At 55.7% G+C, this 12069-nt stretch carries 15 protein-coding genes and 1 pseudogene; 10 read left to right on the top strand and 6 right to left on the bottom strand.

From position 1 onward, the window contains the following. From M0974_RS24390 to M0974_RS24365, 6 genes and pseudogenes are all read right to left on the bottom strand, one after another. A pseudogene (locus M0974_RS24390) lies at nucleotides 1-179 on the bottom strand (RNA polymerase factor sigma-54); the annotation flags it as partial. A gap of 186 nt (nucleotides 180-365) precedes the next feature. Then, nucleotides 366-1091 carry an LPS export ABC transporter ATP-binding protein gene (gene lptB, locus M0974_RS24385; protein WP_297843043.1) on the bottom strand — a complete coding sequence of 242 codons (726 nt, stop codon included), beginning with the start codon at nucleotides 1089-1091 and terminating at the stop codon, nucleotides 366-368. Beyond that, nucleotides 1091-1633 (bottom strand): lipopolysaccharide transport periplasmic protein LptA, encoded by a 543-nt coding sequence (lptA, locus tag M0974_RS24380; protein WP_297843040.1) that lies wholly within the window; start codon nucleotides 1631-1633, stop codon nucleotides 1091-1093. The genes lptB and lptA overlap by 1 nt, the downstream gene beginning before the upstream one ends. Then, on the bottom strand, nucleotides 1620-2192 hold the full coding sequence (gene lptC / locus M0974_RS24375; RefSeq protein WP_297843037.1) for an LPS export ABC transporter periplasmic protein LptC: 573 nt from the start codon (nucleotides 2190-2192) through the stop codon (nucleotides 1620-1622). The genes lptA and lptC overlap by 14 nt, the downstream gene beginning before the upstream one ends. A 9-nt stretch (nucleotides 2193-2201) precedes the next feature. Continuing rightward, nucleotides 2202-2735, bottom strand: a complete 534-nt coding sequence (locus tag M0974_RS24370; RefSeq protein ID WP_297843034.1) for an HAD family hydrolase — start codon at nucleotides 2733-2735, stop codon at nucleotides 2202-2204. Then, complete coding sequence (locus M0974_RS24365) at nucleotides 2735-3709, bottom strand: KpsF/GutQ family sugar-phosphate isomerase (RefSeq protein WP_297843032.1); 975 nt, start codon at nucleotides 3707-3709, stop codon at nucleotides 2735-2737. Before M0974_RS24365 ends, M0974_RS24370 begins: the two co-directional genes overlap by 1 nt. Nucleotides 3710-4004: 295 nt before the next feature. On the opposite strand from M0974_RS24365, the gene M0974_RS24360 reads away from it, so the two are divergent. The 10 genes from M0974_RS24360 to hisC all read left to right on the top strand — a co-directional run bounded on the left by M0974_RS24360 (nucleotide 4005) and on the right by hisC (nucleotide 11956). Then, a complete protein-coding gene (locus M0974_RS24360) occupies nucleotides 4005-4814 on the top strand; it encodes an ATP-binding cassette domain-containing protein (protein ID WP_297843030.1) in 810 nt (269 codons plus the stop codon). Next, nucleotides 4814-5611, top strand: coding sequence for a lipid asymmetry maintenance ABC transporter permease subunit MlaE (gene mlaE / locus M0974_RS24355; protein WP_297843027.1), 798 nt, complete (start codon nucleotides 4814-4816; stop codon nucleotides 5609-5611). The genes M0974_RS24360 and mlaE overlap by 1 nt, the downstream gene beginning before the upstream one ends. Continuing rightward, nucleotides 5611-6078, top strand: coding sequence for an outer membrane lipid asymmetry maintenance protein MlaD (gene mlaD / locus M0974_RS24350; RefSeq protein ID WP_297843024.1), 468 nt, complete (start codon nucleotides 5611-5613; stop codon nucleotides 6076-6078). Before mlaE ends, mlaD begins: the two co-directional genes overlap by 1 nt. Before the next feature lie 11 nt (nucleotides 6079-6089). Further along, nucleotides 6090-6743 (top strand): phospholipid-binding protein MlaC, encoded by a 654-nt coding sequence (locus M0974_RS24345; protein ID WP_297843022.1) that lies wholly within the window; start codon nucleotides 6090-6092, stop codon nucleotides 6741-6743. After that, the gene (locus M0974_RS24340; RefSeq protein ID WP_297843019.1) at nucleotides 6740-7048 is read left to right on the top strand and encodes a lipid asymmetry maintenance protein MlaB; all 309 of its coding nucleotides are present in this window, start codon (nucleotides 6740-6742) and stop codon (nucleotides 7046-7048) included. Before M0974_RS24345 ends, M0974_RS24340 begins: the two co-directional genes overlap by 4 nt. 143 nt (nucleotides 7049-7191) lie before the next feature. Then, nucleotides 7192-7431: a BolA family protein gene (locus tag M0974_RS24335; RefSeq protein ID WP_297843016.1), complete on the top strand. Its 240-nt coding sequence runs from the start codon at nucleotides 7192-7194 to the stop codon at nucleotides 7429-7431. Nucleotides 7432-7453: 22 nt separating this feature from the next. After that, nucleotides 7454-8719 (top strand): UDP-N-acetylglucosamine 1-carboxyvinyltransferase, encoded by a 1266-nt coding sequence (murA, locus tag M0974_RS24330; RefSeq protein WP_297843013.1) that lies wholly within the window; start codon nucleotides 7454-7456, stop codon nucleotides 8717-8719. Nucleotides 8720-8810: 91 nt separating this feature from the next. Beyond that, the gene (gene hisG, locus M0974_RS24325; RefSeq protein ID WP_297843010.1) at nucleotides 8811-9446 is read left to right on the top strand and encodes an ATP phosphoribosyltransferase; all 636 of its coding nucleotides are present in this window, start codon (nucleotides 8811-8813) and stop codon (nucleotides 9444-9446) included. Nucleotides 9447-9572: 126 nt separating this feature from the next. Further along, entirely contained in the window at nucleotides 9573-10907 is a 1335-nt protein-coding gene (hisD, locus tag M0974_RS24320; protein WP_297843007.1) for a histidinol dehydrogenase, read from the top strand. Next, a complete protein-coding gene (gene hisC, locus M0974_RS24315; RefSeq protein ID WP_297843004.1) occupies nucleotides 10904-11956 on the top strand; it encodes a histidinol-phosphate transaminase in 1053 nt (350 codons plus the stop codon). The genes hisD and hisC overlap by 4 nt, the downstream gene beginning before the upstream one ends. Nucleotides 11957-12069: the final 113 nt, after the last annotated feature.

Raw genomic sequence — 12069 nt, 5'->3', positions numbered from 1 at the left:
TCGGCGCTGTCGAAGTCGTCGCCTTCTTCCTGGCGTTCGAGCATAGGATTGGACTCCAGCGCCTCCTGGATTTCCTGTTGGAGGTCCAGAGTCGACAGTTGGAGGAGGCGGATGGCCTGTTGCAGCTGCGGTGTCATCGTCAGCTGCTGGCCCATTCTCAGGACTAGCGATGGTTTCATGGCTGGGGCTTAACACCTTATTCGCCGGCGCTCATGCGCCATCCACTACAGGGCGCCGAAGCGCCAACTTAAGCAAATTATATGCCTGAAACCTAAGTGTTTGCCTAGAGTGCACTGACAATTAAAAAGCTTGCCAGCGCGAGATTCTAGCGTCCTTCGCTTTCGAACAGCGAAACACTGCAGCCCTTACAGGCGGAATTCGTGGCCGAGGTAGACCTCTTTAACCAATTGGTTAGCCAGAATAGTTTCCGAATTGCCTTCTGCGATCAGCTGTCCATCGTTGACGATGTAGGCTGTTTCACAGATATCCAAGGTTTCACGAACGTTGTGATCGGTGATCAGAACGCCGATGCCCTTGGCTTTCAAGTGATAGATGATCTGTTTGATATCGCCCACGGAGATAGGGTCAACGCCCGCAAACGGCTCATCCAGCAAAATGAACTTCGGTGAAGTCGCCAAGGCGCGAGCGATCTCTACGCGGCGGCGTTCGCCACCGGACAGGCTCATGCCGAGGTTGTCGCGAATATGGCTGATGTGGAACTCCTGCAGCAGGTTTTCCAACTCTTTGCGACGTGCCGCGCGATCAAGTTCCTTGCGGGTCTCAAGAATCGCCATGATGTTGTCGGCAACGGACAGCTTGCGAAAAATAGAAGCTTCCTGAGGCAGATAGCCAATGCCTGCACGTGCTCTGCCGTGCATTGGTTGATGGCTGACATCCAGGTCATCTATCAATACACGACCCTGGTCGGCTTGCACCAGGCCGACGATCATGTAGAAACACGTAGTCTTGCCTGCACCGTTAGGACCGAGCAATCCGACGATCTGACCGCTGTCGATAGACAAGCTGACATCGCGTACGACCTGCCGGCCCTTATAGGCTTTCGCCAGGTGTTGGGCTTTCAGCGTTGCCATTAAGGGGCCTTCTGTGCGTCTGGTTTGCTTTTTGGCTGGATGACCATGTCGATCCGTGGCCGCGGAGCGGTCAATTTGGTGCCATTGGCGCGACCGGCGTTAACAACCTGCCTCACCGTGTCGTAGATGATTTTCTCACCTTCGGAAGTGTTGCCGTCGTTGATCACCTTGGCTTTGTCGATCAGGACAATTTTGTTGTCGATCGCAAAGTACTGAATAGTTACGCCGTACGCTTGAACAATAGGCTTGTTCAATTCGGGTTTCTGTTCGTAGTAAGCAAGGTTGCCCACGGAGGTGAAGACGTTGATTTCACCGGTGGACGTCCGGGTGATGGTCACTGTGTTACCAGTGATCTTCATCGTACCTTGGGTGATGATAACGTTGCCTTTGTACGTGGCGATGCCTTGCTTGTCATCGAGTTGCGCATCGTCAGACTGAATATGAATAGGCTGATCGCGGTCCGTCGGCAGAGCCCAAGCGCTCACGCTTCCCAGTACTGTGCCCAGGCCGAGCAAAAAAGGGAGGGTTTTAACGAGCCTCATACTGTCCTCTTACGTTGGACAGCAGGTTCATCCTGCCGTCGTTCAAATACGCTTTCATGCCCGTGCCGGTAGTGACACCGCCGAAGCCGTCGATTCTAACGGCTTGCTCGGTCTGCGCATATTGCTTCTGTGGGAATACCGTCATTCGACTGCTGGTAATAATGGTTGTACGGTTCTTTTCGTCAGTTCTTGCAACTCGGACCGAGTCAATCAGCTCGACTTGAGTGCCTCCGGGCGAGACTTCACCCTTCAGGCTTTGGACGTGCCAAGGAAATTGTGCGCCGCGAAACAGTTGCAGATCAGGATTGGTCAGCAGCGTTACGTCAGAAGCCTCAAGGTGTTCTACCTTATCGGACGTCATGTCGTACTGGAGTTTGCCGTCCGGCAAAAATTGCAGGCTGTGTGCCTTGGTCGCGTAAAAATCGATTGCGCCTGGATCTACCGCAGCGGTTTTCTGCTCCAGAAAAGTTTCCGGGCTGATGTTCCAGTAGCCTGCGGCTGCAACCAGCAGCGCAATGACACCCAGAATCAAAAATCGGCGAATTTTTTTACTCAACATAAATAACTTCTATAAGTAGGCGGCATGGGCCGCTTCGAGGCTGCCCTGGGCGCTGAGGATCAGTTCGCAAAACTCGCGAGCTGCACCTTCGCCACCGCGAGCCAGGGTGATACCGTGAGCATGTTGCCGGACGAAACTGGCGGCATTAGCAACTGCCATGCCCAAGCCTACGCGCCGAATGACCGGCAAGTCTGGCAGATCGTCGCCCAAATAGGCGACTTGTTCGTAGCTTAGATTGAGTTGGGCCAGTAACTCGTCGAGTACGACCACTTTATCTTCCCGGCCCTGATACAAATGCTGGATGCCCAGGTTCTTGGCGCGCCGTTCAACTACAGGTGTCTTGCGCCCACTGATGATAGCGGTGATTACGCCCGACGCGATCAGCATCTTTATGCCTTGGCCGTCGAGGGTATTAAATGTCTTGAACTCGCTTCCGTCTTCGAGGAAGTACAGTCGGCCATCCGTCAGTACGCCGTCTACGTCGAAAATCGCCAATTTTATATGTTTGCCGCGCTGCATCAGGTCTTGCGTTGCGTCAGTCATCACATCACTCCCGCGCGCAGTAGGTCGCCCAAGTTGAAGGCGCCGATAGGGTGGTCATTTTCATCGACAACGATCAAGGCGCTAATCTTGTGATCTTCCATTATTTTCAATGCTTCAGCCGCGAGCATGTCGGGGCGAGCAGTTTTGCCGTGGACGGTCATCACGTCGTCGATGGTCGCCTGGCGGATGTCGATGTCTCTACCAAGCGTTCGGCGCAAATCGCCGTCAGTGAAGATCCCGGCCAAGCGGCCGTCGGCTTCCAGTACGGCGGTCATGCCCAGGCCCTTGCGGGTCATTTCCATCAGCGAATCGCGCAGCAAGGTGCCGCGTTGAACCTGAGGCAGACTTTCACCGACATGCATGACGTGCTCGACTTTGAGCAGCAAGCGCCGACCCAGTGCGCCGCCAGGGTGCGAGAACGCGAAGTCTTCTGCGGTGAAATCCCGCGCTTCAAGCAGCGCGACGGCCAGCGCGTCACCCATCACCAGCGCGGCGGTGGTTGATGACGTAGGTGCCAGGTTCAGCGGGCAGGCCTCATGTTCGACGTGAACATTCAAATTGACTTCTGCGGCCTTGGCCATCGTTGAATCCGGGTTGCCGGTCACGCTGATCATCTTGATGCCCAGGCGTTTGATCAGGGGCAAAAGTGTAACAATTTCGCTGGTCGTGCCCGAATTCGAAATCGCCAGGATGATGTCGTCACCGGTGATCATGCCCATGTCGCCATGGCTTGCTTCTGCCGGATGAACGAAAAATGCGGTTGTGCCAGTGCTGGCGAGGGTGGCGGCTATTTTTTTGCCGATGTGCCCTGATTTGCCCATGCCGACCACGACGACGCGGCCTTTACCGGCCAGAATCATTTCGCAAGCGCGTACGAAATCCGCGTCGATATTCGCCAGTAAACCCTCTACGGCTTCGATTTCGAGGCGGATGGTGCGTTGTGCTGTTTGAATCAGGTCGCTGGATTGGCTCATGTCGGAAACGGTTAGCCTGATGAAAAGGCGGCGATTATAGCGGTAATGGTTGATTCCCTCACGCTTGATCTTATGTCTGCGTACAGTTCGTGTGTCGCTGCTCCATTACGCGCTTTGGTAGTGGTTCGCAATTGTTCGAATTATCTGTCCAGCTCTTGAACGAAAGAGGCTTCTTCCATGGGACGGGCGGGCGGGCAGTGGTATAGTTCGCCGCCTGTTTGGCCTACCCAGTCAGTGCATGCCAAGCGTCATGTATTTTGGTTCTGAGAGTGAGGCTGCATCTTGAGGAGTTTAGATGAGCGTCGATAACGCCTTCGCGGTCGAGCTGAAGGGAGTGTCCTTCAAGCGCGGTTCGCGCAGCATCTTCAATAATGTTGATATTCGCATTCCCCGGGGCAAAGTCACCGGCATCATGGGGCCTTCCGGCAGTGGCAAGACTACATTGCTGCGTTTGATGGGTGCGCAATTGCGTCCCAACAGCGGAGAAGTCTGGGTCAACGGCCAAAATTTGCCTAAATTGTCGCGCAGCGCTCTGTTCGACGCTCGCAAGCATATGGGCGTGCTGTTCCAGAGCGGTGCCTTGTTCACCGACCTTGATGTATTCGAAAACGTAGCGTTTCCGCTGCGGGTCCATACCGAACTACCCGAAGAAATGATCCGTGACATCGTTTTGCTTAAATTGCAGGCGGTGGGGCTGCGGGGGGCCGTCGATTTGATGCCCGACGAATTGTCCGGTGGCATGCAACGGCGGGTGGCATTGGCTAGGGCCATCGCTCTTGATCCGCAAATTCTCATGTATGACGAACCTTTCGTTGGCCAGGACCCGATTGCCATGGGTGTGTTGGTGCGACTGATTCGCCTGCTGAACGATGCGCTGGGCATCACCAGTATCGTGGTTTCCCACGATCTGACTGAAACCGCGAGTATCGCTGACTACTTGTATGTCGTCGGCGATGGTCAAGTGCTGGGGCAGGGAACTCCGAAGGAGTTGATGAGCTCGGATAATCCGCGCATTCGTCAATTCATGACGGGCGACCCGGATGGTCCCGTTCCATTCCACTATCCGGCACCGGATTATCGCGAAGATCTTTTGGGGAAGCGCTGATGCGCAAACATTCATTAATGAGCCAGGTGAATCTGTTCGGCCGCGCTTCGATCGACATGGTTACGATACTGGGCCGCTCGGGACTGTTTTTGGTTCATGCGTTGTTCGGCCGTAGCGGCGTTGGCGGCAGTTTTCAACTACTGGTTCGGCAGTTGCACTCTATAGGTGTCATGTCGTTGCTGATTATCGTCGTCTCCGGCGGCTTTATCGGCATGGTGCTGGCGCTGCAAGGCTTCAGTATTCTTCAGACGTACGGGTCGGAGCAGGCAGTCGGGCAGATGGTTGCGTTGACCTTGCTGCGAGAGCTGGGGCCGGTGGTTGCCGGTCTGCTCTTCGCCGGGCGTGCCGGTTCAGCGTTGACCGCTGAGATTGGCAACATGAAATCCACTGAGCAACTGTCCAGCCTGGAAATGATTGGCGTCGATCCGTTGAAATATATCGTTGCGCCACGCTTGTGGGCCGGGTTTATTTCCCTGCCGCTGCTGGCGATGATCTTCAGCGTGGTGGGTATCTGGTGCGGCTCTTGGGTCGCCATCGACTGGCTCGGTGTGTACCAGGGTTCCTTCTGGGCGAATATGCAAAACAGCGTGAATTTTCAGAGCGACGTGCTCAATGGTGTAATTAAAAGCATAATCTTTGCGTTTGTGGTGACTTGGATTGCCGTATTCCAGGGTTACGACTGTGAGCCCACGTCAGAGGGGATCAGCCGTGCCACCACTAAAACCGTGGTGTATGCCTCATTGGCCATATTAGGCCTGGACTTTATTTTGACCGCCTTGATGTTTGGAGATTTCTGATGCAAAACCGCACCCTGGAAACTGGCGTTGGCCTTTTCCTGCTGGCCGGGATCCTGGCTTTGATCTTGTTGGCCTTGCGTGTCAGTGGTCTGAGCGCAAGCGCGAACCACGACAGCTATAAACTTTATGCAAACTTCGACAATATTGCTGGTTTGACTGTCAGAGCTAAGGTGACCATGGCCGGTGTGACTATCGGCAAGGTCACGGCTATTGATCTGGACCGTGACACCTTTACGGGGCGGGTGACCATGGAAGTCGAAAAGCGGGTTAATAATCTGCCTACGGACTCCACTGCGTCGATCCTTACCGCTGGTTTGCTCGGCGAGAAGTACGTCGGCATCAGCGTTGGGGGCGAGCAGACACTGCTTAAAGACGGCAGTGTTATTCATGACACCCAATCGGCATTGGTGCTTGAGGACCTGATCGGAAAATTCATGCTCAACACTGTGAGTAAAGACGCCAAATGAGGAATCTTTCAATGTTCTCAACCTTGCGCCGTGGTCTGTTGATCTTGCTGGCGGTTGTTCCATTGTTCGCCAATGCGGCTGCGGGTGAGTCAGCGCATGATTTGGTGGATCGTACGACCAAATCATTGCTGGCTGATCTGGCGGCCCACAAAGACCAATACAAATCCAACCCGTCGGCTTTTTACGACGCGCTGAATACCATTGTGGGGCCTGCAGTGGATGCTGAAGGCATTTCGAAAAGTGTCATGACCGTTAAATACTCTGGAAGGGCGACGCCTGCACAGATGGCAACGTTCCAGGAAAACTTCAAGCGCAGCCTGTTCCAGTTCTACGGCAACGCATTGCTGGAATACAACAACCAAGGCATTACTGTCGCCCCGGCCAAAGATGAAAGTGGCGACCGTACCAGCGTCGACATGTCCGTCAAAGGCAATGGCGGTGCCATTTATCCGGTGAGCTACACGCTTGAGAAGGTCGGTGGCGAATGGAAAGTTCGCAACGTCATCGTCAACGGCATCAACATCGGCAAGCTGTTTCGTGATCAGTTCGCTGACGCCATGCGGCAGAACGGCAACAACCTCGACAGCACCATTAATGGCTGGGCGGGCGAAGTCGCCAAGGCCAAAAGTACCGTCGACAATGCCGCCGAGAAGCCTGCGCAATGAGTGAATCAGCTGTTCGTCTTGACGCGACAGGTGAGTTACACCTGAGCGGCGTGCTTGACTACCGCACCGGCCCGACCTTGCGCAAGCAAGGTCAGGCGCTGATAAAAGGCAGCGATATACCGACGCTGGTTCTGGACTGCTCCGAAGTGGAGAAATCCAGCAGTGTTGGCTTGGCTTTGCTGCTAGCGTTCATGCGTGACGCCAAGGCAGCCGGCAAGGTTGTCAGTGTTCAGGGCTTGCCAGAAGATATGCGTGACATCGCTAAGGTTTCTGGTTTGACCGAGATATTCGACCAACACCCATAGCCATCAGCGGGGCGGGTGAAACGCTTTTCACCCGACTCCCGGAAACGCTTTCCGTCCGAGTCTATTAATCCGGGGTTCGCAGCGGGCAGGCTTTTTTGTATGATGGCCGACCCGCGCGCGTAGGGCGCCGATTGAGGTTAAGCATGCAGGCCGTAGAAGTTAAAAGCTTCCTTGAAGGAAAGCTGCCAGAAACCCAGGTAGAAGTTGAAGGCGAAGGCTGCAATTTTCAGCTGAACGTGATCAGTGACGAACTGGCTACCCTTAGCCCGGTCAAGCGTCAGCAGCAGGTCTATGCCCATTTGAACCCCTGGATCGCCGATGGCAGCATCCATGCGGTCACCATGAAATTTTTCAGCCGCGCTGCATGGTCCGAGCGCACCTGAGCCAATTGGCGTCGAGACTCTTATGGATAAACTGATTATTACTGGCGGCGCTCGTCTTGATGGCGAGATCCGCATTTCCGGGGCAAAAAACTCTGCCCTGCCGATTCTTGCTGCAACCTTGCTGGCCGATGGGCCGGTAACGGTCTGCAACCTGCCGCATTTGCACGACATCACCACCATGATCGAGCTCTTTGGTCGTATGGGCATCGAGCCTGTGATCGACGAAAAGCTCAGCGTTGAAATTGACGCCCGCACCATAAAAACCCTGGTCGCGCCGTACGAGCTGGTTAAAACCATGCGTGCGTCGATCCTGGTATTGGGGCCGATGGTTGCTCGTTTCGGTTACGCCGAAGTCGCATTGCCGGGCGGTTGCGCCATTGGCTCGCGTCCGGTGGATCTGCACATCCGTGGTCTTGAAGCCATGGGCGCGACCATTGACGTTGAGGGTGGCTACATCAAGGCCAAGGCGCCAGAAGGCGGCTTGCGTGGTGCAAACTTCTTCTTTGATACCGTCAGCGTGACCGGTACCGAGAACATCATGATGGCCGCGAGCCTGGCCAACGGCCGCAGCGTGTTGCAAAACGCTGCCCGTGAACCTGAAGTGGTCGACCTGGCTAACTGCCTGATCGCCATGGGTGCGAACATTACCGGTGCGGGCACCGACACCATCACCATTGATGGCGTAAAACGCTTGCACAGCGCCACCTACAAGGTGATGCCGGACCGTATCGAGACCGGCACCTACCTGGTAGCTGCGGCCGCCACCGGTGGTCGCGTCAAGCTCAAGGACACCGATCCAACTATTCTGGAAGCTGTGTTACTGAAGCTTCAGGAAGCGGGCGCCGAAATCACCACCGGCACCGACTGGATCGAGCTGAACATGCACGGCAAGCGGCCAAAAGCCGTCAACGTGCGTACGGCTCCGTACCCAGCGTTCCCGACCGACATGCAAGCGCAGTTCATCTCGCTCAATGCAATCGCTGAAGGCACCGGTGCTGTTATCGAAACCATCTTCGAAAACCGCTTCATGCATGTGTATGAAATGCACCGCATGGGCGCTCAGATCCTGGTTGAAGGTAATACCGCTGTCGTTACCGGTGTCGAGAAGCTCAAAGGCGCGCCAGTGATGGCAACTGACCTGCGTGCTTCGGCCAGCCTGGTTATTTCGGCGCTGGTTGCACAAGGCGATACCTTGATCGACCGCATTTACCACATCGACCGTGGTTATGAATGCATCGAAGAAAAACTGCAGATGCTCGGCGCCAAGATCCGTCGCGTTCCGGGCTAGGCTTTGATCGTTCAGCACAAGGTCCTGAATCGTTGATTCAGGACACGTGGGGCGCATGGATGCGCCCGATTGCCAAGGACTTACGTTTCCCATGCTAACCATCGCACTGTCCAAGGGCCGCATCCTTGACGACACCCTGCCGCTTCTTGCCGAAGCAGGCATTGTGCCGACCGAGAATCCGGACACAAGCCGCAAGCTGATTATTCCCACGACGCAAGCCGATGTGCGCTTGCTGATCGTACGCGCAACCGATGTCCCGACTTACGTTGAACACGGCGCAGCCGATCTGGGTGTTGCCGGTAAAGATGTGTTGATGGAATACGGCGGCCAGGGTCTTTATGAACCGCTGGATCTGCAGATCGCTCAGTGCCGTTTGATGACTGCCGGCGCGATCGGCGCGGTCGAGCCTAAAGGCCGACTGCGGGTTGCGACCAAGTTCGTCAACGTGGCCAAGCGTTACTACGCCGAACAAGGCCGCCAGGTCGACATCATCAAGCTGTATGGCTCGATGGAGCTGGCACCGCTGATTGGCCTGGCCGACAAGATTATCGACGTCGTCGACACTGGCAATACGCTGCGTGCCAACGGCCTTGAGCCCCAGGAACTGATTGCAACTATCAGCTCGCGTCTGGTGGTGAACAAGGCGTCAATGAAAATGCAACATGCGCGTATTCAGGCGCTGATCGATACGCTGCGTAATGCAGTTGAGTCGCGACATCGCGGCTGACCCACTCGCGCGACCTTGAGTCGCGCCCATCTATCCGTGTCATAGCCAAATTTCTCAGGTGCCTGCGCGGATGGCTTGGTAGTCTACCGGCGCCTGAGCATCCGCCAATTAATTGAGGCCTTCGCTATGACCACTTCCACTGTAATTCGCCGACTCGACGCCGCTGACCCAGATTTCGCACGCCATCTGGACCATCTGCTGAGCTGGGAAAGTGTGTCTGACGACTCGGTGAATGAGCGCGTGCTCGACATCATCAAGGCTGTGCGTGAGCGCGGCGACGCGGCGTTGGTGGAATTCACCCAGCGCTTTGACGGGCTTGAAGTGGCCTCCATGGCAGAACTGATTTTGCCCCGCGAGCGCCTTGAACTCGCCTTGACGCGCATTACGCCAGAGCAACGCACAGCGCTTGAAAAAGCCGCTGACCGCGTGCGCATTTACCACGAAAAACAGAAGCAGGAATCCTGGAGCTACACCGAGGCCGATGGCACGGTGCTGGGCCAGAAGGTCACGCCATTGGACCGAGCCGGGCTGTATGTCCCAGGCGGAAAAGCGTCGTACCCGTCCTCGGTGTTGATGAACGCGATTCCGGCCAAGGTCGCTGGCGTGACCGAAGTGGTCATGGTCGTGCCTACGCCGCGTGGCGAAATCAATGAGTTGGTGCTGGCAGCAGCCTGCATCGCCGGCGTTGATCGCGTGTTCACTATCGGTGGCGCACAGGCCGTGGCCGCCTTGGCGTATGGCACCGAAAGCGTGCCGAAAGTTGATAAGGTTGTTGGCCCTGGCAATATTTATGTCGCCACCGCAAAGCGCCACGTATTCGGCCAAGTCGGTATCGACATGATCGCCGGACCTTCGGAAATTCTGGTGGTGTGTGACGGCCAGACCGATCCTGACTGGATCGCCATGGACCTTTTTTCCCAAGCCGAGCACGACGAAGACGCTCAGGCGATTTTGATCAGCCCCGACGCCGAGTTTCTCGACAAAGTGGCCGCAAGCATCGCCAAGCTTTTGCCGACCATGGAACGCGCCGAGATTATCAAAACGTCGATCAATGGCCGTGGCGCCCTGATCAAAGTGGCTGATATGCAGCAGGCCATTGATGTGGCCAACCGTATCGCCCCAGAGCACCTTGAGTTGTCGGTTGCTGATCCTGAAGCATGGTTGCCGCAAATTCGTCACGCCGGTGCAATTTTCATGGGCCGCCACACCTCCGAAGCGTTGGGCGACTATTGTGCCGGGCCGAATCACGTGTTGCCGACATCAGGCACTGCGCGATTCTCGTCACCGCTGGGCGTCTATGATTTTCAGAAGCGTTCATCGATCATTTATTGCTCCGAGCAAGGTGCTTCGGAGTTGGGGAAAACGGCTTCGGTGTTGGCGCGTGGCGAGTCATTGACTGCCCACGCCCGCAGTGCTGAATACCGAATCGTCGACAACACAGATCAAGGAAAAAAAGCATGAGCAAGTTCTGGAGTCCTTTTGTCAGCACGCTGGTGCCCTACGTTCCCGGTGAGCAGCCGAAGCTGACCAAGCTGATCAAGCTCAATACCAATGAAAATCCTTACGGCCCGTCGCCGAAAGCCATCGCCGCCATGCGCGCGATACTTAATGACGACCTACGGCTGTACCCGGACCCAAACAGCGATCTGCTCAAACAGGCGGTTGCCGCGTATTACGGTGTGCAACGTAATCAAGTGTTCCTCGGCAATGGTTCGGATGAAGTGCTGGCGCATGTTTTCAATGCACTGTTTCGCCACGGTAGGCCGCTGCTGTTTCCGGACATTAGCTACAGCTTCTATCCGGTTTATTGCGGCCTGTATGACATCGAGTTTGATGCCATTGCGCTGGATGAGCAGTTTCAGATTCGTGTCGAAGACTACGCCAAGCCAAACGGCGGGATCATTTTCCCTAATCCTAATGCCCCCACTGGCTGCCTCTTGGCGTTAGAAGCGGTGGAGCAGATGCTTAAGTCCAACCCTGATTCGGTAGTGGTGGTTGATGAGGCCTACATCGACTTCGGCGGCGAAACCGCAATCGGCCTGGTGGATCGCTACCCGAATTTGTTGGTCACGCAGACTCTGTCCAAATCGCGCTCGCTGGCCGGGCTGCGAGTAGGCTTGGCGGTAGGGCACCCGGATTTGATCGAGGCGCTGGAGCGGGTCAAGAACAGCTTCAACTCTTACCCGCTGGACCGTCTGGCCATCGTGGGCGCGACCGCTGCGTTTGAAGACCGTGAGTACTTTGAAAGCACCTGTCAGCGGGTTATCGACAGCCGTGATGTGCTGGTCAAGCAGTTGGAGGCGAAGGGGTTTGAGGTTTTGCCTTCGGCAGCTAACTTCATCTTCGCCCGTCACCCGCAGCATGACGCGGCAGGCCTGGCCGCCAAGTTGAGAGAGCAGGGCGTAATCGTTCGGCACTTCAAGCAGGAGCGCATTGCGCAATTCCTGCGAATCAGCATCGGCACACCTGAGCATAATCAGGCGCTGGTGGATGGTTTGGGCGATTTGTAAGCGGTAGCTTTTCTGTGGGAGCGAACTTGTTGGCGAATGTCAACAGACCGGTGTTTCATGTAAACAGAGTTGCCCTATACCCGAATAAATTCTCTCCCACAGAAACTCGGGTA

The organism is Pseudomonas sp. (assembly GCF_026224925.1).
Taxonomy (GTDB): domain Bacteria; phylum Pseudomonadota; class Gammaproteobacteria; order Pseudomonadales; family Pseudomonadaceae; genus Aquipseudomonas.
Note: the sequence above shows the minus strand (reverse complement) of the source record. Positions and strands in the feature narration are given on the sequence as shown.

Excerpts from the sequence above, each read along its gene's own strand:
- lptB (WP_297843043.1), bottom strand. The coding sequence starts at position 1,091 with ATGGCAACGCTGAAAGCCCAACACCTGGCGAAAGCCTATAAGGGCCGG.
- lptA (WP_297843040.1), bottom strand. The coding sequence starts at position 1,633 with ATGAGGCTCGTTAAAACCCTCCCTTTTTTGCTCGGCCTGGGCACAGTA.
- lptC (WP_297843037.1), bottom strand. The coding sequence starts at position 2,192 with ATGTTGAGTAAAAAAATTCGCCGATTTTTGATTCTGGGTGTCATTGCG.
- M0974_RS24370 (WP_297843034.1), bottom strand. The coding sequence starts at position 2,735 with ATGACTGACGCAACGCAAGACCTGATGCAGCGCGGCAAACATATAAAA.
- M0974_RS24365 (WP_297843032.1), bottom strand. The coding sequence starts at position 3,709 with ATGAGCCAATCCAGCGACCTGATTCAAACAGCACAACGCACCATCCGC.
- M0974_RS24360 (WP_297843030.1), top strand. The coding sequence starts at position 4,005 with ATGAGCGTCGATAACGCCTTCGCGGTCGAGCTGAAGGGAGTGTCCTTC.
- mlaE (WP_297843027.1), top strand. The coding sequence starts at position 4,814 with ATGCGCAAACATTCATTAATGAGCCAGGTGAATCTGTTCGGCCGCGCT.
- mlaD (WP_297843024.1), top strand. The coding sequence starts at position 5,611 with ATGCAAAACCGCACCCTGGAAACTGGCGTTGGCCTTTTCCTGCTGGCC.
- M0974_RS24345 (WP_297843022.1), top strand. The coding sequence starts at position 6,090 with ATGTTCTCAACCTTGCGCCGTGGTCTGTTGATCTTGCTGGCGGTTGTT.
- M0974_RS24340 (WP_297843019.1), top strand. The coding sequence starts at position 6,740 with ATGAGTGAATCAGCTGTTCGTCTTGACGCGACAGGTGAGTTACACCTG.
- M0974_RS24335 (WP_297843016.1), top strand. The coding sequence starts at position 7,192 with ATGCAGGCCGTAGAAGTTAAAAGCTTCCTTGAAGGAAAGCTGCCAGAA.
- murA (WP_297843013.1), top strand. The coding sequence starts at position 7,454 with ATGGATAAACTGATTATTACTGGCGGCGCTCGTCTTGATGGCGAGATC.
- hisG (WP_297843010.1), top strand. The coding sequence starts at position 8,811 with ATGCTAACCATCGCACTGTCCAAGGGCCGCATCCTTGACGACACCCTG.
- hisD (WP_297843007.1), top strand. The coding sequence starts at position 9,573 with ATGACCACTTCCACTGTAATTCGCCGACTCGACGCCGCTGACCCAGAT.
- hisC (WP_297843004.1), top strand. The coding sequence starts at position 10,904 with ATGAGCAAGTTCTGGAGTCCTTTTGTCAGCACGCTGGTGCCCTACGTT.